A 19,749-nucleotide genomic window follows, 5' to 3' on the forward strand; every position below is an offset into this window, starting at 1 on the left:
CCCCGACTCCCCCGACCGCCGCACACCCGCAGCGGCGACTACACCTGCCCAGAACCCCGAAACCAGCGTCAAACACACACCGCCGAGCCCCGAACAGGCCACCCCGAACCCCCGCGACACCCCCAGACGTCCCCATCGGCATACCCAAGACAACAACCGACATGATCAACCTGGGCAACGGCCACCGCCACCGACCGACTCGCTTATTTGAGGACTAGCCATGGCCGCCGGAATCTGGCACAACTGGACCACCGGCATCACCCACAAACGCTCATTGAGCGCTTACGACCACTGCTGACCAAGGAATCAATCATCTAGGCGTCGACGGCGACGATCTGGTCCACCACCGACGTCAGGTCGGGGCCGACGATGTCGGGCTGGGCGCCGAGCGGGCTGAGCACCATGCCGGGACGGGCCACGAACGCGGCCTTGCAGCCGGCGCTCAACGCCCCGGACACGTCCCACGAGTGCGCGGCCACCAGGCGCACCTCGCCCGGGTCGACGCCGTACGCGTCGGCCACCGACAGGTACGCCTCCCTCGCCGGCTTCAGCCGGCGGACCGCGTCGGCCGAGAGCGCCTGGTCGAACAGCGGCCTGATGCCGGCGTGGGTCAGCTGCGCCTCCGCCACGGCCGGCGGCGAGTTGGTCAGCGCGACGATCCGCAGCGAGGTCTCGCGCAGCCGCTCCAGCGCCGCGGGCACCTCGGGATGTGCGGGCAGCCCGGTCATCCCGCCGACCAGCCGGTCGGCCGCGGCGTCCGTCAGCGGCATGCCCTGCCGGCTCGCGAGCATGGCCAGGGCGGCGCGCTGGGCGGTGGTGTAGTCGACGTAGTCGCCGGTGATCCCACCGACGAACGAGAGCTGCAGCATCAGGGAGAACCACTGCGGACGCAGCGTCGCCGTGCCGAAGATCTCCTCGAACGAACCGTCGAGCGCGGACAGGTCGAGCAACGTCTCGTTGACATCGAAGGCGATGACCCTGGTCATCAGGTGGCTCCCGTCGTGCCGCGACGCGCGATCGTCTCCTTGAGCTTCTTGCCGGACTCCTCCAGCTCCTCGGCGAGACCGGCGTCGGCGCCCTCCTCGTCCGCGCCGAGCTGGCGCAGCTCCTCGCTCAACGCCTCGAGCTCGGCGCCGCCGGCCATCTGCAGCGTGAGCTCGTCGAGGTCGAGCTCGGCCTTGTCGAAGTTGCCCGTCATGCGGCCGCGCTTCAGCAGCACGAACGTGTCGCCGACCAGGAACGCGTGGTGCGGGTTGTGCGTGATGAAGATGACGCCGAGCCCCGACTCGCGGGCGGCGGCGATGTACTTCAGCACCACGCCGGACTGCTTGACGCCCAGCGCCGCCGTCGGCTCGTCGAGGATCAGCACCTTCGCGCCGAAGTAGACGGCCCTGGCGATCGCGACGCACTGCCGCTCGCCGCCGGACAGCGTGCCGATCGGCTGGTCGACGTCGCGCAGGTCGATGCCCATCTTGGCCAGCTCGCCCTTCGCCGTGCGCCGCATGGTGCCGATGTCGAGCCGGCGCAACGGCCCGACGCCCTTGCGCAGCTCCGAGCCGAGGAAGAAGTTGCGCCAGACCGGCATCAGCGGCACGACGGCGAGGTCCTGGTAGACAGTCGCGATGCCGCGGTCGAGCGCTTCTCGCGGGGAGGCGAAGCGCACCTCCTCCCCCTCGACCTCGTACCGCCCCTCGTCGTGCTGGTGCAGGCCCGCGACGATCTTGATGAGTGTCGACTTGCCCGCACCGTTGTCGCCGAGCACGCAGGTGATGCCGCCGCGACGGACATCGAGGGACACTCCGGTGAGCGCGACGATGTTGCCGTAACGCTTGCCCACGTCGACGAGGCGGACGAGAGACGATCCGTCGGCGGTCATCGCGACGCCTCCACCCGTTTGCGCACCCATACGTTGACGACGGTGGCGAAGAGGAGCATGGCCCCGAGGAAGAACTTGAACCAGTCCGGGTTCCACTCGGCGTAGACGATGCCCTGGTTGGCCATGCCGAAGATCAGCGCGCCGATCGCCGACCCCACCGCCGAGCCGTACCCGCCGGTCAGCAGACACCCGCCGATGACCGCCGCGATGATGTAGAGGAACTCGTTGCCGACGCCCTCCCCCGACTGCACGGTGTTGAACGCGAACACCAGGTGCATGCCGGAGAACCACGCGGCGAACGAGACACCCATGAACAGGCCGATCTTCGTCCGCGCCACCGGGACGCCGACGGCGCGCGCGCTCTCCTTCGAGCCGCCGACGGCGAAGATCCAGTTGCCCACCCGCGTGCGCAGCAGCAGCCAGCTCGCGATCGCCACGAACACGATCCACCAGAGCACGGTGATCTTCACCGAGACCCCGCCGAACACCACCGCGACGAGCCACCCACCGAGACCGGGCAGGAGCATCGTCAGCGACGGATCCGGCACCACCAGGTCCGCGGCGAACACCTGCTGCGCGCTCGCGAACCCGTCCATGTCGGCGACCGAGTCGCTCGCGACGTTGCCGGTCACCAGCTTCGTCAGACCGAGGTTGAGACCGGTCAGCATCAGGAACATCGCCAGCGTGACGATGAAGCTCGGCAGGCCCGTCCGGATCACGAGCACGCCGTTGACGAAGCCGATCGCCAGCGCGACGACGAGCGAGATGAGGACACCCGCCCAGACGTTCAGCGTCAGCTGGTAGCTCATCAGCGAGGCCGCGAGCGCCGAGCTCGTGACCGCAACGCCGGCGGACAGGTCGAACTCACCGCCGATCATGAGCAGCGCCACGGCGAGCGCCATGATGCCGATCGTCGAGCTCGCGTAGAGCACGGTGGCCAGCGACGACGCCTGCAGGAACGTGTCGGCGACCACCGCGAAGAAGACGAACACGACCACGGCGCCCAGCAGCGACGCGAACTCCGGGCGTGCCATGCCGCGGCCCAGGAACGACCGCCGGACGACGCGCTCGTCGGTCGCGGCCTGGGCGGCCGTGGTCACCGGGTGCCCTTGTCGGCGAACTTCCCGATCTTGTCGACACCGTCCTTGGTCACGATCTGCGGGCCGGTGAGGACCGTCTGACCGCCGCCGATGACGTTGCCATTGTTGATCTGCAGCCAGATCTGGTCGACCGCGAGGTAGCCCTGCAGGTACGGCTGCTGGTCGACGGCGAACTGGATCTCGTCCTTCTTGATCGCGTCGACGAGGCTCTTGTTCAGGTCGAACGTCGACACCTTCGCGTCACTGCCCGCGTCCTTCACCGAGCTGACGGCGGTCAGGGCGATCGGCGCGCCGAGGGTCAGCACGCTGTCGATGCTCTTGTCGGCCTGGAGCCTCGCGGTGATGGCGGACTTCACGCTCGGCATGTTCTCGCCGTTGACGTTGAGGTTGACCATCTCGCCGTCGAACGTCTTCTTCGCACCGGCGCACCGCGCCTCGAGACCCACGTGTCCCTGCTCGTGGATGACGCACAGGGCCTTCTTGGCGCCGGTCGTGTTCAGCTGCGTGCCCGCCGCCTCACCGGCGATCCCTTCCTCCTGGCCGAAGTGCGCGATGGCGCCGTACGCCGCGGACTCCTTCTCCCCGGCGTTGATCGTCACCACGGGGATGCCGGCGTCGACGGCCTTCTCGACCGCGGACTTCATGGCGTCGGGCTTCGCCAGCGTGACGATGAGGCCGTCGACCTTCTGGTTGATCGCGGTGTCGATCAGCTGCGCCTGCCGAGCACCGTCCGGGTCGTTGGAGTAGAGGAACTGCGCGTTGTCCTTCTGTGCAGCGGCCTTCGCGCCCTTCTGCACGATGTCCCAGAAGGTGTCACCCGCCTCGCTGTGGGTGACCATCGCGACCTTGATGCGAGGAGTCTTCGCGACGTTCCCGCCGCCCGCCTCCTGGCTCTCCTCCGCCTTCTTCCCACCCTGGCCGCTGCACGCGACCATGGACAGACCGAGCGTCGCCACCGCGATCGCCGGCAGGATCCTCCTGCGCACCACACCCATCACGCTCTCCTTTGAGCCGTGTCGTCACTGCCTGAGGTCGTTCCTAGCCGAGCGTCGGGAAGCTGAAGCTCGCCCCCGACGCGTGCTCGACGTGCGGCCACCGCGCGGTGACCGCCTTCCCCCTGGTGTAGAACTGCACACCCTCCGGACCGTGCACGTGGTGGCCGCCGAAGAGGGAGTCCTTCCAGCCACCGAAACTGTAGAACGCCAGCGGGGTCGGGATCGGCACGTTGACGCCGATCATCCCCACGGTCACCCGGCGCTGGAACTCCCGGGCGGCCTCGCCGCTGCTCGTGAAGATCGCGGTGCCGTTGCCGTACGGGTTCGCGTTGACGAGCTCGATCGCCTCGTCGAGGGTCTCCGCGCGGAGGACGACGAGCACCGGGCCGAAGATCTCGTCACGGTACACGGCCATCTCCGGTGTGACCCGGTCGAACAGCGTGGGGCCGACGTAGAACCCACCGTCGTTCCCCTCGACGCTCACGCCGCGGCCGTCGACGAGCAGCTCGGCACCCTCGGACACGCCGCCGTCGACCGCGGACAGCACGCGCTCCCTCGCCTCGGGGGTGACGACGGGTCCCATGTCCGCGGACTCGTCGGACCCCGGGCCCACGCGGACGGACGAGGCGCGTGCGCTCAGCCGATCGACGAGCGCGTCGCCGACCGCGCCGACCGCCACCACCGCCGAGATGGCCATGCACCGCTGCCCCGCGGAGCCGTAGCCCGCCGTGGTGAGGTGCTCGGCCGCGAAGTCGAGGTCGGCGTCGGGCAGCACCACCGCGTGGTTCTTCGCACCGCCGAGAGCCTGCACTCGCTTGCCGTTCTTCGCCGCGCGCTCGTAGATGTAGCGGGCGATCGGCGTGGAGCCGACGAACGAGACCGCGGCGATCTCCGGGTGATCGAGCACCGCGTCGACGGCCTCCTTGTCGCCGTGGACGACGTTGTACACGCCCTCGGGCAGCCCCGCCTCGGCGTACAGCTCGGCGACGAGCAGCGACGCCGACGGGTCGCGCTCGCTCGGCTTCAGCACGAACGTGTTGCCGCACGCGATCGCGATCGGGTGCATCCACATCGGCACCATCGCGGGGAAGTTGAACGGCGTGATGCCGGCGACGACGCCGAGCGGCTGCCGGAACGCGTACGCGTCGATGCCGCGCGACACCTGGTCGGAGAAGTCGCCCTTGAGCAGCTGCGGGATGCCGCACGCGAACTCCACGACCTCGAGACCGCGCTGAACCTCGCCTGCCGCGTCGGAGACGACCTTGCCGTGCTCGGCCGAGATGACCTTCGCGATCTCATCCGCGTGGCGCTCGACGAGGTCACGGAACCGGAACATGACGCGAGCACGCTTCACCGGCGACTCGTCGCGCCAGGTCTCGAGCGCCTTGGTCGCCGCGCGTACGGCCAGGTCGACGTCGGCCGCGGAGCCGAGGACCACCTCGGCCTGCCGCTCGCCGGTCGCGGGATTCCACACGGTCCCTCGACGCGTGGACGCGCCCGCGGTCGCGGCGCCGTCGATCCAGTGCTCGATCGTGTTCATCGGTCCTGCCTTAGCAGATGTGTTCGTTGGGATGTCTTGTCGGTCTCGTAGGCGGCGCGAGCCCTGCGCGTGGACTCACGCGTCGAGACCTCTGCCACCGGTACGTCCCACCATGCCGCGGAGTCGGGCGCACTGCCACGCGGATCGGTGCGGACGTACACGACGGTGGTGCGCGACGCCGCCCGTGCCGTGCGCAGCGCGTCGCGCAGCTCCTCGGCGGTGGTGGGACGCAGGACGTCGGCACCGAGGCTGGCGGCGTTGGCGGCGAGGTCGACGGGCAGCGGACCGCCGTCGAGCAGGCCGGTCTCGGGATCGCGCATGCGGTAGGCCGTGCCGAGCCGCTCGGCGCCTACGCTCTCCGACAGCGCCCCGATCGACGCGAAGCCCGCGTTGTCGACGAGCACCACCACGAGCTTCACGCCCTCGGAGACCGCCGTGACGAGCTCCTGCGCGAGCATGAGGTACGAGCCGTCGCCGATGAGAACGAAGACCTCGCGGTCGGGCCTGGCGAGCCTGATGCCCAGGCCGGCCGGGATCTCGTAGCCCATGCAGGAGTAGCCGTACTCGACGTGGTACTGCAGCGGATCCCGGGCGCGCCACAGCTTGTGCAGGTCACCGGGCATGCTGCCCGCGGCGTTGACGACGACGTCGGTGTCGGCCATCACGTCGTCGAGCGCGCCGAGCACCGCGGCCTGCGGCAGCGGCGTGCCGTCCTGCGCGTACGCCTCGTCGACCAGCAGCCGCCAGGCATCGGCGAGCCCACGGACCTGCGACACGTAGTCGTCGGCGACCCGCCAGCCGGCGAGCGCCTCGGTGAGCGCGACGAGACCTGCGTGCGCGTCGGCGACGAGGGTCATGCCGGCGAGCTTCACCGCGTCGAACGACGCGACGTTGAGGTTGACGAAGCGCACGCCGGGATCGGCGAAGACCGACCGCGACGCCGTGGTGAAGTCGCCGTACCTGGTGCCGACGCCGACGACCACGTCGGCGGCCCCGGCGAGTGTGTTGGCCGCGCGGGTGCCCGTCGCGCCCACGGCACCGACGGCGCACGGGTGGTCCCACGGCAGCGCGCCCTTGCCCGCCTGGGTCTCGGCGACGGGTACGCCCGTGGCGTCGGCGAAGGCGCGGAGGGCGTCGCTCGCCTCGCTGTACTTCACGCCGCCGCCGGCGACGAGCAGCGGACGCTCCGCCGCGCGCAGCAGTGCGACGGCGCGGTCGAGAGCGGCGGGCTCCGGCACCGGCCTCGGCACGTGCCACACCCGGCGCTCGAACAGCTCGACCGGCCAGTCGAACGCCTCGGCCTGGACGTCCTGCGGCAGTGCGAGCGTCACCGCGCCGGTGTCGACGGGGTCGGTGAGCACCCGTGCGGCCGCGAGCAGCGCGGACGGCAGCTGCTCGGGACGGTTGACGCGGTCCCAGTAGCGCGACACAGGCCGCAGGCAGTCGTTGACCGACACGTCGTACGACCGCGAGTCCTCGAGCTCCTGCAGCACCGGGTTGGCGACCCGGGTGGCGAAGATGTCGCCGGGCAGCAGGAGCACGGGGAGCCGGTTGATGGTCGCCAGTGCCGCGCCGGTGACCATGTTGGTCGCGCCGGGACCGATCGACGACGTGCACGCCAGCGTCGACAGGCGGTTCGACGCCCGCGCGTAGCCGACCGCGGTGTGCACCATGGCCTGCTCGTTCCTGGCCAGGTAGTACGTCATGGCGTCCGCATGTTCGAGCAGTGCCTGCCCGAGCCCGGCGACGTTGCCGTGGCCGAAGATGCCGAAGCAGCCGGCGACGAGGCGGTGCTCGACGCCGTCGCGCTCGGTCCACTGGTTCGCCAGGAACCTGATCGTCGCCTGCGCCACGGTCAGGCGGACGGTGTCAGTCATGCGCCGCTCCCTCCGCCGAGGTGAGCGGGAGCCGCGGGTCGACCGGCTGGTCGCGCCAGATCTCGCGGATCCACGCGTGCGCGGGGTCGTCGCGGATGAGCCAGGCGCGGTCGGGCGACGGCCCGGCCATCACGTTGAGGTAGTAGAGGTCGTACCCGGGGACGGCCATCGACGGGCCGTGCCAGCCGTGCGGCATGCACACGACGTCGCCGGTGCGCACCTCGGCCAGCACGTCGGCAGGACGGTCCTCGGTGCCGTAGACCCGTTGGTACGCCATGCCTTCAGCGCCCTCGGGAGCGTCAACCTCGAAGTAGTAGATCTCCTCGAGCTCGGACTCGACCCCCGGATGTTCCTCGTCGTGCTTGTGCGGCGGGTACGACGACCAGTTGCCGCCGGGCGTCAGGACCTCGACGGCGATCAGCCGGTCGGCCTCGAACACGCCGGCGGCGCAGAAGTTGTTGACCTGCCGGCTGCAGCTGCCCGCGCCGCGCAGCTCGACGGGCACGCCGGCGGCCGGCGTGTACCGCGGCTCGAGCCGACGCGAGCAACGCGCGGCGGGGAGCGCGAGGCGTACGGGACCCGCCGTCGCACGCACGGTCACCCCGGCGTCGCGCGGGACGTACACGAAGTCGCTCACGCCGGCGAAGACCGACGGGCGTCCGGTCAGCGTGAACGCCTCGCCGTCACACTCCACCGTGCAGCCGCCGGTCAGCGGCAGCAACGCCATCTCGTCGTCACCGGTCGCGAACGTCGAGGTCGCCCCGGCGTCGAGGACGAGCACCCGCAGGCTGCTGTAGCCCCAGCCTGCGACGTCGGGCGTCAGCTCCAGCCCCCAGGGGCCGGTCGCGAGCGACCCCGCCCGGTGGTGCGTCACCTGGCGCCCCCTCACAGCAGACCGACGGCGGTGTCGACCGCGCCGGCCACGTCGTCGTCGGACGGGTACAGCAGCGAGCGTCCCACGACCAGGCCGCGCACCGTCGGGAGGGCGAGCGCCGCCGCCCACCGTGCGTACGCCTCGTCGGGGTCGCCGGTGACGTCGCCGCCGAGGAGGAGCGCCGGCAGCGTCGAGGCGGCCAGCACCCGCTCCATGTCGTCGACCACGGGCACCTTCAACCACGTGTACGCCGACGTCGTGCCGAGCGCCGACGCGACGCTGACGGCCCTCACCATCGCGTCGGGCGACAGGTCCGTCGCCGGCCGGCCGCCCGGGCGGTGCATCCAGAACGGCTCGAGCATCGCCATCAGCCGGCGTCCCGCGAGGTCGCCGACCGCACGCGCGCACGACTCGAGCAGGCGCGCCGTCGCGTGGTCGGACGGGTCGATGCGGACGAGCATCTTGCCGCCGTCGAAGCCGTGGCGGTCGATCCCCTCGACGTCGAAGCCGGTGAACCTGTCGTCGATCTCGAACACCGACCCGGCGAGCCCGCCGCGGTTCATCGAGCCGATCACGACCTTGTCGTCGAGCGCGCCGAGCAGCAGCAGGTCGTCGACGACGTCGGGGGCGGCGAGCACGCCGTCGACGCCGGGACGCGACAGCGCGACGAGCACCCGGTCGAGCAGGTCGGCGCGGTCGGCCATCGCCATCGGCCGGTCACCGACGCCCAGCGCCCCGCGCGCCGCGTGGTCGACCGCGACGATCATCAGCCGGCCGGACTCCCCCACCAGCGCACGCCGGCGTCGGCCCGCGGCCGCCTTCGCGACGGCGTCCGGCTCCCGTACCCGCCGCTCCACCAGGGCGCGGACGTCGACCGTCATGAGTTCGCCTTCAACAGGTCCTCCACCTCGTCGGCCGTCGGCATCGCGTCGGCGCAGGCGAGCCGCGACGACACGAGCGCACCGGCTGCATTGCAGAAGCGCATGACCTCGCCGAGGTCCCAGCCCGCGAGCAGGCCGTGGGCGAGCGCACCGCCGAACGCATCACCCGCGCCGAGCCCGTTGACCACGTCGACGGGGACGGGAGGCACCTCGACCCGCTCGTCCGCCGTGCACGCGAGCACGCCCTTGGGCCCCTGCTTCACCACGGCGAGCCGCACGCCCGCCTCGAGCAGCCGATCCGCCGCCTCGTGCGGCTTCCTGCTGCCCACCGCCACCTCGACCTCGTCGAGGTTGCCCACCGCCACCGTCGCGTGCCGGACAGTCTCGCCGATCACCTCGGACGCCTCCCCCGCGGACGGCCAGAACATCGGCCGGTAGTCGAGGTCGAGCACCGTGTGGTCACGGCGCTCGCGTGCCCGCAGCGCCTCGACGGTGGCCGTCCGGCTCGGCTCCTCCGACAGGCCCGTGCCGGTCACCGAGAAGAACCGCGCCGCCCTGATCGCGTCGAGGTCGAGCTCGCCGGCGTAGATCTCCAGGTCGGGCGCCTTCGGGTAGCGGTAGAAGTACAGCGGGAAGTCGTCCGGCGGGAAGATCTCGCAGAACACGACCGGGGTCGGCAGGTGCGCCACCGGAGTCACGAACCTGTCGTCGACGCCGAACCCGCGCAGCGCCTCGTGGACGTACCGGCCGAACGGGTCGGCGCCGGTGCGGGTGATGACCGCGCTGCGCCTGCCGTACCGCGCCGCCGCGACGGCGACGTTGGTGGCGCTGCCACCGAGGAACCGCGCGAACGTCTCGACCTCGTGCAACGGCACGCCGGTGCGCTCGGGATACAGGTCGACGCCGACCCGCCCCATCGTGAGCACGTCGAACGGACCGTTCGCCTCGCTCATGGCCATACGCGACCGCTTCCTCCGCTCACGGCTCCTCCGCCAGCAGTCCCCCGAGGAACGCCAGGCTCGCGGCGACGTCGTCCCGCGGACCCGCGCCGGCCGGCGGCTCGGCGTCGAGGACGCAGTCCTGCTCCAGGACGTACCAGCCGTCGTACCCCGCCGCCTCGAGTGCCACCACGATGGCCGCGACGTCGACGTCGCCCGTGCCGAGCGGCGCGTAGAGGCCCTTCCGCACGGCGTCGGTGTACGCGAGCGAGCCGTCGCGCAGGTGCGCCACCAGGTCGGCGCGGACGTCCTTGAGGTGGACGTGCCCGATCCGGGACGCGGCGTCACGGGCCAGCGCGACGGGATCGCTGCCCCCGGCGAGCAGGTGTCCGGTGTCGAGGCACAGCGGGACGGCCGACGCGTCGAGGACGCGCGCGACCTCGTCCGGTCCCTCGACCATGGTGCCGACGTGGGGGTGCAGGGTCGCGCGCACGCCGCGGTCGGCGGCACGCGCGGCGATCGCGGCGAGGTGACCGACGAGCGTGCGCCACTGGTCGCCGGTGAGCACGTCGCGCTCGTCGTAGCCCGCGCGGCCGGTGGCGGCGGCGAGCACGAGCGTGTCGGCTCCGGCGGTCACGAACGCGTCGAGCTCCGCCTCGACCTGGGGCATCGGGTCGCGACCGGCGTCGTGCAGGACGACGGCGAGGAAGCCGCCGACCGCGCGCATGCCGTGGGCGCGCAGGACGTCCGACCGCCGTGCCGGGTCGGCGGGCAGGAACCCGGGCGGGCCGAACTCGGTGGCGGCGACACCGAGGGCGCGCATCTCGCCGAGCACGCGCTCCGGCGCCAGCTGGTGGCCCCAGCCGGGCACCTCGCACACGCCCCAGGAGATCGGTGCGACGGCGACCCGGGCAGCGGTAGCCATCATGCGCACCCGCCTCCTCCCACGCCTACGGCAGGGGCCGCGCAGGCCGCCGCACCGAGCCAGACCGCATCGCGACCCCTACCTCCGTCGCGCTCGTCGAGCTCCTGTGCGGCGGTAGAGGGGGTCATACCCGCAGCTCCGCCACCCGCACCGGCAGCCCCGACCGCCGGGACGCCTCGCACGCCTCCGCGACGTAGCTGGCCTCCAGCGCCTCCGCGGGCGTGCATACGCTGCGCGGGACGGCGGCGCCGCCGAGCACGTCGACGAAGGCGCGCAGCTCCGCGAGGTACGCGGCCCTGAAGCGTTCCACGAACGTCGCCGCCGGCGGGCCCTTCGGCCAGTCGACGCCGGCCTCGGCCGAGCGCAGCGGTGTCGTGTCGTCGAACCCCACGGCGAGGCTGTCGCGCTCGCCGAGCAGCTCCATGCGCACGTCGTAGCCCGCGGCGTTGTAGCGGGTCGTGGACACCACCACGAGCGTGCCGTCGTCGAGGGTCAGCAGCGCCATGCCGGTGTCGACGTCGCCGGCCTCGCGGAAGAACTCCGCGCCGCGGTTGGCGCCGCGCGCGTACACCTCCACCACCTCGCGGCCGGTGACCCAGCGGACGGCGTCGAAGTCGTGCACCGAGCAGTCGCGGAAGATGCCTCCCGACGCGGCGACGTACGCCGCAGGCGGGGGCGCAGGGTCGAGGGTGGTGCAGCGCAGCGTGTGCAGGAAGCCGAGCCGGCCGTCGCGTACGGCTTCGCGTGCGGCGACGTGACCGGCGTCGAACCTGCGCTGGAAGCCCACCTGGACGAAGCCGCCCGTCCGCTCGTTCTCCGTCACGACGGCCACCGTGCCGGCGACGTCGGTGGCGACGGGCTTCTCGCAGAACACCGGCAGCCGCGACGCCAGCGCGCGCAGCACCAGCTCGGCGTGCGAGCTCGTGGCCGCCGCCACGACGAGACCGTCGAGGCCGAGGTCGAACAGGTCGTCGACGCCGCCCGCGGCGTGGACGTGGGCGCCGGACCGCTCGGCGACACCGGCGGCGCGCGCGGGGTCGACGTCCGCGACGATCACGGCGTCGACGCCGGGAACGGCGGCGAGATGCGCCGCGTGCATCGCCCCGATGCGTCCGGCGCCCGCGAGACCGAGCTTCATCGCCCTCCTTCGTGGCGGTATGTCCCTGCCGAGTCTCGACAAGGCGTCAGCACCGTGTCAATACTTTGTCCTGACATACGGACGGAACGCCGGAGGCCAGGGTGGATGACGTGCCGGTCTCGGTCGACAGGTCGAGTCCGGTGCCGCTCCACGTCCAGGTGGCGCGGCAGTACGAGCGCGCCATCCGCTCCGGTGACCTGCGGCCCGGCTCGCGCCTCGACAACGAGGTGCGCCTTGCCGAGCGCCTCGGCCTCTCCCGGCCGACCGTCCGGCAGGCGATCGGCTACCTCGTCGACCAGGGCATGGTCGTCCGCAAGCGCGGCGTCGGCACGCAGGTCGTGCACAGCCAGGTGCGCCGGCCGCTGGAGCTCACCAGCCTCTACGACGACCTCGCCGGCGCGGGCGCGACGCCCACCACCGCGGTGCGCTCGCTCGGCGAGTGCCCGGCCGACGACGAGATCGCGTCCGCGCTCGACATCCCCACCGGCACGGCCGTGGTCCGGATCGAGCGCACCAGGTACGCGGCGGGCGAGCCGCTCGCGCTGCTGACCAACTTCCTGCCGCGAGACCTGCTCGCGCTCTCCACCGAGGCGCTCGAGGCGAACGGGCTGTACCAGCTGTTCCGCGACCGGGGCGTCCACCTGCACCTGGCGAAGCAGCGGATCGGCGCCCGCGACGCGACGGCGACCGAGGCGCGCGAGCTCGGCGAGCGCCGCGGCACCGCGCTGCTCGCGATGAGCAGGGTCGCGTACGACACCGCGGGTCGCGCCGTCGAGTACGGTCGACATGTGTACCGCGCAACCCGCTACACGTTCGAGCTCACGCTCGTGGAGCGCTGAGGGGTGCCGTCACGCCCGCCCGTCTCCCCCGCGCTGGCACCGTTCGTGCGCACCGTCGGGTACTTCGAGTTCGACCTCGCCCACCGCCGCGAACGGGTGCTGCCGACCGGCTCGGCGCAGCTGCTCCTCAACCTCGCCGACGATCGGCTGACGTCCGAGGCGGCCGGCACCGCGCACCGCACGGCGGGGGCCGCCCTGTCCGGCGTCTGGTCGTCGCACGCCGAGATCGACCCGGCCCAGCAGCGGTCGATCGTCTGCGTCGGCTTCGTGCCCGGCGGCGCCTACCCGTTCTTCTCCGCCCCCGCGGCCGCCACCGCGGGCAGCCTCGTCGACCTCGGCGACCTGTGGGGACGCGACGGCGCCGTCCTGCGCGAGCGCCTGCTGGAGGCGCCGACGGTCGAGGCCAGGCTCCGCATCGTCGAGGAGGCGCTCCTCGCCCGCGCCGTCCGTCCATTGCGGATCGACCCGGCCGTGCGCCACGCGGTCTCCTCCCTGCACAGAGGCGACCGCGTCGGCGACGTCGTCGAACGGCTCGGCACGACGCCCAAGCGCTTCATCAGGACCTTCGCCGACCAGGTCGGCGTCACGCCGAAGCGCTTCGCCAGGATCCGGCGGTTCCAGCGCGTCCTCCAGGCCGTCCCCCACGACCGCCCGGTCGACTGGGCCGCGCTCGCCGCCTCGAGCGGCTACGCCGACCAGGCCCACCTCGTGCACGAGTTCCGCACGTTCGCGGGCGTCAGCCCCACCGGCTACCGCGCGCGCTCGGCCGCCGAGCGCAACCACGTGGTCCTCCCCGACTGAGGCGGCGCAACCGGCAATTTTCTTCAAGCATCCCCGGGCGATCCGGCGCACGATGAGGACATGAGCACAACGATCACACCACGCCTCATCGTCTCCGACGCCGCCAAGGCCATCGACTTCTACGTCGACGCGCTCGATGCGACCGAGGTCAGCCGCCACGCCGACCCGGGCGGCGCGATCGTGCACGCCGAGCTCACGGTCGGCGGGGCGTCCTTCACCCTCAAGGACGAGACGCCCGGCACGACCGACCTCGGCCCCGCCTCGTTCGGCGGCACGCCGGTCATCCTCAACCTCACGGTCGACGACGTCGACGCACTCGGCGCACGCATGGAGCGCGCCGGCGCGACCGTGATCTTCCCGATCGACGAGCACCCGTACGGCAAGATGGGCCGCTTCGCCGACCCCTTCGGCCACATCTGGATGATCGCCCAGGCGTCGTAGTCAGTGTCCGGGGTGGTCGGTGGGCCGTCGGGGGCGGGTGGCGAGGCGCTTGGTGGCGATCCTGCGGCGCGCGCGCCTGATGATGCTGCGCGCCTCCCTGGCGAGGTCGGCGGCGCCGATGAGGCCCGCCTCGTTGCCGAGCTCGGCGCGGACGATGCGGGGCTCGGGCCGGAACCCGCGGCCGGTCAGCGAACGCCGGAACGTGTCGCGGGCGGGTCCGAGCAGCAGGTCACCGGCCTCCGAGACGCCGCCACCGATCACGAAGCAGCTCGGGTCGAACGCCGCCGCGAGGTTGGCGAGGCCGAGGCCGAGCCACCGACCGACCTCCTCGAACAGCTCGACGGCGGTCGCGTCGCCGTCCTTGGCCGCGTCGGTGACGACGGGGCCCGTGATGTCGAGCACGGCGCCCCCCGCGCGTTCGAGCAGGCTCTGCGCGACGGGTGACCCGGACGCCGCGAGCTCGCGCGCCTCGCGTACCAGGGCGTTGCCGCTCGCGTACTGCTCCCAGCAGCCGCGGTTGCCGCACTCGCAGCGGTGGCCGCCGGGGACCATCGTCATGTGCCCGAACTCGCCGGCCATGCCGAACTTCCCGCGCTGGACGACACCGTCGTTGATGACCGCGCCGCCGATGCCGGTGCCGAGGTTGACGCAGAGCAGGTGCGACTCGCCCATCGCCGCGCCGTAGCGCCACTCGGCCCAGGCCGCGGCGTTGGCGTCGTTCTCGACGACGACCGGCAGGCTCAACCGTCGCTCGACGCCGGCGCGCAGCGGTTCGTGACGCCAGGCGAGGTGCGGCGCGAACAGCACCGAGGACCGGCTCGAGTCGACGAAGCCGGCCGCGCCGATGCCGACTGCCACGACGTCGTGGTCGGCGGTGAGCGCGTTGACGACCTCGGCGATCGTGTCCTCGGTGTCGTGCGGGTTGCGTCCGGGAGTGTCGCGTCGCTGCCTGGCCAGCACCTGCCCGTCGGCGTCGACGACACCGCCGGCGACCTTCGTGCCGCCGATGTCGATGCCGATGGTCAGCAGGCGACTAGCCACGAGCTCTCACTGTCGCGGTCGCCGGCCCGACTGCTCGGCTGCCTGCCGCACCAGGTGGACGAGCGTCTTGGCGGTGTCGCCGATCTGCTCGTACAGGTCGGGACGGGTGTTGCGGACGGCCGACAGCGTCTGGCAGAACGGGCAGTACTTGCACTCGCGTGCCGCCCCCTCCTCGGCCGTGGTCGCGCTCGACCAGACGTCGTCGCGCCGCGTCTGCGAGCGGAACGCCGAGCCCACCGCGGCACGGCCGAACCCGGCCGCCGCCCGGCTCGCCGGGGTGCCGCGGAAGAAGTCGCCGACCCAGCCCTCGACGGAGTCGATGAGGTCGCGCGGGTCGGCCGACGGTGGGGTGGGCCGCCGGCTCGTCGTACGCTCCTCGCCGACGCGCTCGGACACCTTGCCGACGACCTTCGACGCGTCGCGGAAGACGTTGCCGAGGAAGCCCTCGACCTGGCCCATGAACTGGCGCGCCTGATCGTCGAACGTCGGACCGCCCGCGCCCGCGGAGGCACCGGCCGGCTCCCGGTCGTCGGTCGCGGAGTCGTCGGTCGCGGAGTCGTCGGTCGCGGAGTCGTCGGTCGCGGAGTCGCCTGTGACGGGGTCGTCTGTCGGGGAGTCGTCGGTGACGGACTCGGCGGTGACGGACTCGGCGGCGGGCGCGGGCTCCTCGACGGTCTCGTCGACGACGTCGGCCCACGACCCCGGCTCGGCCTCGTCGTCGGCGGCGGGCTCGTCCACGGACGCCGCGACCGGCGGCTCGGTGACCTCCGCGGGGTCGGCCGACCCCTCGTCCTGCGGGACGGTCTCCCGCGGTGCGGACTCCTGCGGTACGGAGTCCTGCGGTGTCGACTCGTCGCGCTCGTCGCGCTGGTCGCCCTCAGTACCTTCGGTCATGGCCTGCTCCTCGTTCGTCAGCGAAGGCCCCCACCTTCCACCCTCATCCTCGCAGGTGCGAGACGGTGGTGCGGGTCTCCCTCACACACCCGCTCGTGCGCTCATCCCTCGACGCGCTTCTTCAGCCCCTTGAGGGCGGTGTCGACGATGACCTTCTCGGCCTTGCGCTTGAGCAGGCCGATCATCGGCAGCTTGACGTCGACGGTGAGCTCGTACGTGACCACGGTCGCCGCCTCGCTGCCGGCGAGCTCGTAGGAGCCGTCCATCGCGCTCACCATCGAGCCCTCCTCGGCGAGGTGCCAGGAGACCAGTGTGTCGTCGGGAGCCCAGGCGTAGCCGAGCACGTAGGTGTCCTTGATGACGCCCGCGTCGAGGGTGAAGCGCACCCGGTTCGCCCGTCCGCCCGCCTCCTCGAGCACCTCGACCTCCTTGACGTTGGCCCAGTCGGGATACGCGTCGAAGTCGGCGATGACCGCCATGACGTCGGACCGGTTCGCGCCGATGGTGATCGTGGATCGAGTCTGCTCCGCCATGGCGACGGAGGTTACCCTCTTTCCCCGCCCGACGCCCCTTCCCGGCGGGACCTTGTCCTGACGCCCAGTTCGCGGCCGGCCTCGAGCTCGTCCTTCAGCGCGCTCAGCCGTCGTTTGAAGTCGACGGCGAACCCGCGGCGCAGCCGGTCGGCCGCGCGCCGTCCCCGCCCGGCGTCGTCGGCGGTGGCCGGGTCGAGCCTGAGGTAGAGGTGGACGACGGTGCCGTCCCGGTGCGGTTCGAGCCACACCTCGCTCGTCCCGGCGAGAGACCCGGTGACGCGCCAGCGCATACCCTTGAGACCGCGGTCCTCGGCGACCTCGAGCGTGAGGTCCGGCCACCACGCCGCCCAGGTGCGGGGGTCCGCGAAGACGGGCGCCAGCCGATGCGGTGGCGCCACCACGTACGTCTCGTCCACGAGATCGACCAGCATGGGCGACGACGCTACCCCAGGGACCCGTGACCAGGTACCGTCCACTCAAAGAGCTGGTCGTTACCAACCCGACTCGACAGTAGCGTCATCGCACGTGGGCGAGTTGCGGCAGGCGGGGCTACTGTCGCGTCGATTGGTAATGGCCGATGACGGCATGAGGTAGGAGCCAGCAGTGCGCGAGTTCACCGCCCCGGACACGATCGAGATCGACAGTGGCGACAACCTCGCCAAGACGGTCGCCAGGCACGCCGCCGAGCGACCAGACACCGTGCTGTTCCGCCGCAAGCTGGACGACTCCTGGCAGCCCGTCACGGCGGCCGAGTTCAACACGGAGGTGCGTGCTCTCGCCAAGGGCCTCGTCGCGAACGGCATCCTGCCGGGCGACCGGGTCGCCCTCATGGCGTCCACCTCGTACGAGTGGACCCTCGTCGACTACGCCGTCTTCACCGCGGGTGCCGTGACCGTCCCCGTCTACGACACGAGCTCGCAGAGCCAGGTCGACTGGATCGTCGGCAACTCCGGCGCGAAGCTCGCGTTCGCCCAGACCCCGGCGCTCGCCGCGCTGCTGGAGAAGGCACGCGGCGAGGCGCCCGCGCTGAGCTCCGTCTGGACGTGGGAGGACGGCGGCATCGACGAGATGTACCAGCTCGGCGAGGACGTCCCCGACGACGAGATCGACCGTCGCATCGAAGGCACCCACGCCGAGTCCATCGCGACACTCGTCTACACCTCGGGCACCACCGGGCGCCCCAAGGGCTGCGAGCTGACTCACCTCAACCTGCTGTCCAACGCCCGCAGCGCCACCAGCCAGGGCCTCGCCGACATGTTCACCCAGCCGGAGGCCGCGACCCTGCTGTTCCTGCCACTGGCCCACGTGTTCGCGCGCATCATCGAGGTCTTCTGCGTCGAGAACGCCGTGACGTTCGGCCACTGCAAGGACATGAAGAACGACCTCATCGCCGACCTCGGCAGCTTCCGGCCGACGTTCATCCTGGCCGTCCCCCGCGTCTTCGAGAAGGTCTTCAACTCCGCCGCGAGCAAGGCGACGCTCAGCGGCAAGGGCAAGATCTTCGACCGAGCCGCCGGGGTCGCCCGCGACTACTCCAAGGCGCTCGACACCGGCGGCCCGGGCGTCGGGCTCAAGGTCCAGCACGCGCTGTTCGACCGGCTCGTCTACGGCAAGCTGCGCGACGTGATGGGCGGCCGGGTCATGTACGCGGTCTCCGGCGGCGGCCCGCTCGCACCCGAGCTGGCTCACTTCTTCCGCGGCATCGGCCTGCGCGTCCTCGAGGGCTACGGCCTCACCGAGACCTCTCCCGTCGTCTCGGTCAACCTGCCGGCCGACGTCCGCATCGGCACGGTCGGCCGCCCGATCGGCGGCACCACCGTGCGCATCGCCGACGACGGCGAGATCCTCGTCAAGGGCCCGCAGATCTTCACCGGCTACTGGCAGAACGACGAAGCGGCCAAGGAGACGTTCGACGAGGACGGCTGGTTCAAGACCGGCGACCTCGGCGACCTCGACGCCGACGGCTACCTGCGGATCACCGGGCGGAAGAAGGAGATCATCGTCACGGCCGGCGGCAAGAACGTCTCACCGTCGATCCTCGAGGACCGCATGCGCATGCACCCGGTCGTCAGCCAGTGCATGGTCGTCGGCGACAACAAGCCGTACATCGGCGTGCTCGTCACGCTCGACGCCGAGACACTGCCGGACTGGCTCAAGGCCCGCGGCAAGGAGCAGCTCGACCCCGAGCAGGCCAAGGACGACCCCGACGTGCAGCGGGCCGTCCAGGTCGCGGTCGACGACGCGAACACGCTGGTCTCCAAGGCCGAGGCGATCAAGCGGTTCCGCATCGTGTCCGGCGACTGGACCCTCGACGGCGGCGAGCTCACCGCGAAGCTCAGCCTCAAGCGCAAGGTCGTCATGGAGCGCATGGCCGACGACGTCGAGGAGCTGTACACCTGAGGCTGGCTCCGTTCTGGGGTTCCTCTGTGGCCGCTGCATCACGTTGACCGCTGCCTCACCCCTTCTTTGAGTGTTGGGGTCGGCATCTACGGGGTGAGGCAGCTCTGTGGCTGCCTCACTACCTGGCTCGCGTGCGGTGCTGGCTTGTACCCGGATTCCCTTGGTACGTAAGGGAATCCGGCCTACCGACTGACCTCTGGTTGTGGTAGAGTCGAACGCATGTTCGACGTCGAGTTGCTGGACCGGATCGAGGCACTCCCTGCCTCCGGGTCCTCGCATGCCGCGCTCGATGCGATCGACCTCGCTACTGCGCCGGCCGAGGTCGCGCTGGCCGTGCTCGCCGGATACGAGAAGTGCATCGCCGCCGCGCAGGCCCGGCAGTTCGCCGCGCTCGCGCGCCTCGACCAGCTTCGTGACGTGACCAAGGACGACTTCACGCGTGAGGAGGTCGCGGCGGTGCTGCGGATCGCGACCGGTACCGCCGCGGACCGGCTTACGGTCTCCCGGATCACCTGTGACCGGCTCCCCGCGACACAGAAGCTGTTCGCCGCCGGGGAACTCACCGCAATGCACGTGCGGATCCTCGCCGACGCCGTCGAACACCTCGACCCCTCCACCACCGCGCTGGTGGAGGAGTACGCGCTGCGGCGCCCCGA

18 protein-coding genes and 1 pseudogene are annotated in these 19,749 nt (G+C 71.6%); 5 read left to right on the top strand and 14 right to left on the bottom strand.

The window, feature by feature from the left end; all coding sequences use genetic code 11:
* Nucleotides 1-314 precede the first annotated feature (314 nt).
* The 11 genes from GEV10_26425 to GEV10_26475 form a co-directional block, all read right to left on the bottom strand.
* Nucleotides 315-986 (bottom strand): haloacid dehalogenase type II, encoded by a 672-nt coding sequence (locus tag GEV10_26425; GenBank protein MQA81966.1) that lies wholly within the window; start codon nucleotides 984-986, stop codon nucleotides 315-317.
* Nucleotides 986-1,876 (bottom strand): ATP-binding cassette domain-containing protein, encoded by an 891-nt coding sequence (locus GEV10_26430; GenBank protein MQA81967.1) that lies wholly within the window; start codon nucleotides 1,874-1,876, stop codon nucleotides 986-988. Before GEV10_26430 ends, GEV10_26425 begins: the two co-directional genes overlap by 1 nt.
* Nucleotides 1,873-2,910 (bottom strand): ABC transporter permease, encoded by a 1,038-nt coding sequence (locus GEV10_26435; protein ID MQA81968.1) that lies wholly within the window; start codon nucleotides 2,908-2,910, stop codon nucleotides 1,873-1,875. Before GEV10_26435 ends, GEV10_26430 begins: the two co-directional genes overlap by 4 nt.
* A 62-nt stretch (nucleotides 2,911-2,972) precedes the next feature.
* Complete coding sequence (locus GEV10_26440) at nucleotides 2,973-3,971, bottom strand: substrate-binding domain-containing protein (protein ID MQA81969.1); 999 nt, start codon at nucleotides 3,969-3,971, stop codon at nucleotides 2,973-2,975.
* Between the two features lie 43 nt (nucleotides 3,972-4,014).
* The gene (gene mmsA / locus GEV10_26445) at nucleotides 4,015-5,511 is read right to left on the bottom strand and encodes a CoA-acylating methylmalonate-semialdehyde dehydrogenase (protein MQA81970.1); all 1,497 of its coding nucleotides are present in this window, start codon (nucleotides 5,509-5,511) and stop codon (nucleotides 4,015-4,017) included.
* On the bottom strand, nucleotides 5,508-7,388 hold the full coding sequence (iolD, locus tag GEV10_26450) for a 3D-(3,5/4)-trihydroxycyclohexane-1,2-dione acylhydrolase (decyclizing) (GenBank protein ID MQA81971.1): 1,881 nt from the start codon (nucleotides 7,386-7,388) through the stop codon (nucleotides 5,508-5,510). Before iolD ends, mmsA begins: the two co-directional genes overlap by 4 nt.
* Nucleotides 7,381-8,262, bottom strand: coding sequence for a 5-deoxy-glucuronate isomerase (iolB, locus tag GEV10_26455; GenBank protein ID MQA81972.1), 882 nt, complete (start codon nucleotides 8,260-8,262; stop codon nucleotides 7,381-7,383). Before iolB ends, iolD begins: the two co-directional genes overlap by 8 nt.
* Nucleotides 8,263-8,273: 11 nt before the next feature.
* The gene (locus GEV10_26460) at nucleotides 8,274-9,143 is read right to left on the bottom strand and encodes an aldolase (protein ID MQA81973.1); all 870 of its coding nucleotides are present in this window, start codon (nucleotides 9,141-9,143) and stop codon (nucleotides 8,274-8,276) included.
* The gene (iolC, locus tag GEV10_26465) at nucleotides 9,140-10,096 is read right to left on the bottom strand and encodes a 5-dehydro-2-deoxygluconokinase (protein ID MQA81974.1); all 957 of its coding nucleotides are present in this window, start codon (nucleotides 10,094-10,096) and stop codon (nucleotides 9,140-9,142) included. The genes GEV10_26460 and iolC overlap by 4 nt, the downstream gene beginning before the upstream one ends.
* 25 nt (nucleotides 10,097-10,121) lie before the next feature.
* Nucleotides 10,122-11,009 carry a TIM barrel protein gene (locus tag GEV10_26470; GenBank protein MQA81975.1) on the bottom strand — a complete coding sequence of 296 codons (888 nt, stop codon included), beginning with the start codon at nucleotides 11,007-11,009 and terminating at the stop codon, nucleotides 10,122-10,124.
* Nucleotides 11,010-11,130: 121 nt separating this feature from the next.
* Nucleotides 11,131-12,144, bottom strand: coding sequence for a dehydrogenase (locus GEV10_26475; protein ID MQA81976.1), 1,014 nt, complete (start codon nucleotides 12,142-12,144; stop codon nucleotides 11,131-11,133).
* Between the two features lie 101 nt (nucleotides 12,145-12,245).
* Between GEV10_26475 and GEV10_26480 the strand changes: the two genes are divergently transcribed.
* Genes GEV10_26480 through GEV10_26490 form a run of 3 tightly spaced genes read left to right on the top strand, consistent with a single transcriptional unit; the run spans nucleotide 12,246 to nucleotide 14,225 of the window.
* The gene (locus tag GEV10_26480; protein ID MQA81977.1) at nucleotides 12,246-12,983 is read left to right on the top strand and encodes a UTRA domain-containing protein; all 738 of its coding nucleotides are present in this window, start codon (nucleotides 12,246-12,248) and stop codon (nucleotides 12,981-12,983) included.
* A gap of 3 nt (nucleotides 12,984-12,986) precedes the next feature.
* Nucleotides 12,987-13,784, top strand: coding sequence for a helix-turn-helix domain-containing protein (locus GEV10_26485; GenBank protein MQA81978.1), 798 nt, complete (start codon nucleotides 12,987-12,989; stop codon nucleotides 13,782-13,784).
* Nucleotides 13,785-13,844: 60 nt separating this feature from the next.
* Nucleotides 13,845-14,225 (top strand): VOC family protein, encoded by a 381-nt coding sequence (locus GEV10_26490; protein MQA81979.1) that lies wholly within the window; start codon nucleotides 13,845-13,847, stop codon nucleotides 14,223-14,225.
* Here the strand turns inward: GEV10_26490 and GEV10_26495 are convergent.
* The 3 genes and pseudogenes from GEV10_26495 to GEV10_26505 all read right to left on the bottom strand — a co-directional run bounded on the left by GEV10_26495 (nucleotide 14,226) and on the right by GEV10_26505 (nucleotide 17,124).
* Nucleotides 14,226-15,725: pseudogene (locus GEV10_26495) on the bottom strand (ROK family glucokinase).
* Nucleotides 15,726-16,261: 536 nt separating this feature from the next.
* Entirely contained in the window at nucleotides 16,262-16,693 is a 432-nt protein-coding gene (locus GEV10_26500) for a cyclase (GenBank protein ID MQA81980.1), read from the bottom strand.
* 11 nt (nucleotides 16,694-16,704) lie between these two features.
* Nucleotides 16,705-17,124: a polyketide cyclase / dehydrase and lipid transport gene (locus tag GEV10_26505; protein ID MQA81981.1), complete on the bottom strand. Its 420-nt coding sequence runs from the start codon at nucleotides 17,122-17,124 to the stop codon at nucleotides 16,705-16,707.
* Between the two features lie 172 nt (nucleotides 17,125-17,296).
* On the opposite strand from GEV10_26505, the gene GEV10_26510 reads away from it, so the two are divergent.
* Nucleotides 17,297-19,093, top strand: a complete 1,797-nt coding sequence (locus GEV10_26510; protein ID MQA81982.1) for an AMP-binding protein — start codon at nucleotides 17,297-17,299, stop codon at nucleotides 19,091-19,093.
* A 219-nt stretch (nucleotides 19,094-19,312) separates the two neighbouring features.
* Nucleotides 19,313-19,749: DUF222 domain-containing protein (locus tag GEV10_26515; protein MQA81983.1), on the top strand; the 437-nt coding region annotated here is incomplete at its 3' end.

The sequence above is a fragment of the Streptosporangiales bacterium genome (assembly GCA_009379955.1).
In the GTDB taxonomy this organism is placed as follows: domain Bacteria; phylum Actinomycetota; class Actinomycetes; order Streptosporangiales; family WHST01; genus WHST01.

Bases quoted from the DNA above. Each gene is read 5' to 3' on its own strand.
- GEV10_26500 (MQA81980.1), bottom strand. From the start codon at position 16,693: ATGGCGGAGCAGACTCGATCCACGATCACCATCGGCGCGAACCGGTCC.
- GEV10_26460 (MQA81973.1), bottom strand. From the start codon at position 9,143: ATGACGGTCGACGTCCGCGCCCTGGTGGAGCGGCGGGTACGGGAGCCG.
- GEV10_26490 (MQA81979.1), top strand. From the start codon at position 13,845: ATGAGCACAACGATCACACCACGCCTCATCGTCTCCGACGCCGCCAAG.
- GEV10_26425 (MQA81966.1), bottom strand. From the start codon at position 986: ATGACCAGGGTCATCGCCTTCGATGTCAACGAGACGTTGCTCGACCTG.
- iolC (MQA81974.1), bottom strand. From the start codon at position 10,096: ATGAGCGAGGCGAACGGTCCGTTCGACGTGCTCACGATGGGGCGGGTC.
- GEV10_26430 (MQA81967.1), bottom strand. From the start codon at position 1,876: ATGACCGCCGACGGATCGTCTCTCGTCCGCCTCGTCGACGTGGGCAAG.
- iolD (MQA81971.1), bottom strand. From the start codon at position 7,388: ATGACTGACACCGTCCGCCTGACCGTGGCGCAGGCGACGATCAGGTTC.
- GEV10_26470 (MQA81975.1), bottom strand. From the start codon at position 11,009: ATGATGGCTACCGCTGCCCGGGTCGCCGTCGCACCGATCTCCTGGGGC.
- GEV10_26440 (MQA81969.1), bottom strand. From the start codon at position 3,971: ATGGGTGTGGTGCGCAGGAGGATCCTGCCGGCGATCGCGGTGGCGACG.
- GEV10_26475 (MQA81976.1), bottom strand. From the start codon at position 12,144: ATGAAGCTCGGTCTCGCGGGCGCCGGACGCATCGGGGCGATGCACGCG.
- GEV10_26505 (MQA81981.1), bottom strand. From the start codon at position 17,124: ATGCTGGTCGATCTCGTGGACGAGACGTACGTGGTGGCGCCACCGCAT.
- GEV10_26435 (MQA81968.1), bottom strand. From the start codon at position 2,910: ATGGCACGCCCGGAGTTCGCGTCGCTGCTGGGCGCCGTGGTCGTGTTC.
- mmsA (MQA81970.1), bottom strand. From the start codon at position 5,511: ATGAACACGATCGAGCACTGGATCGACGGCGCCGCGACCGCGGGCGCG.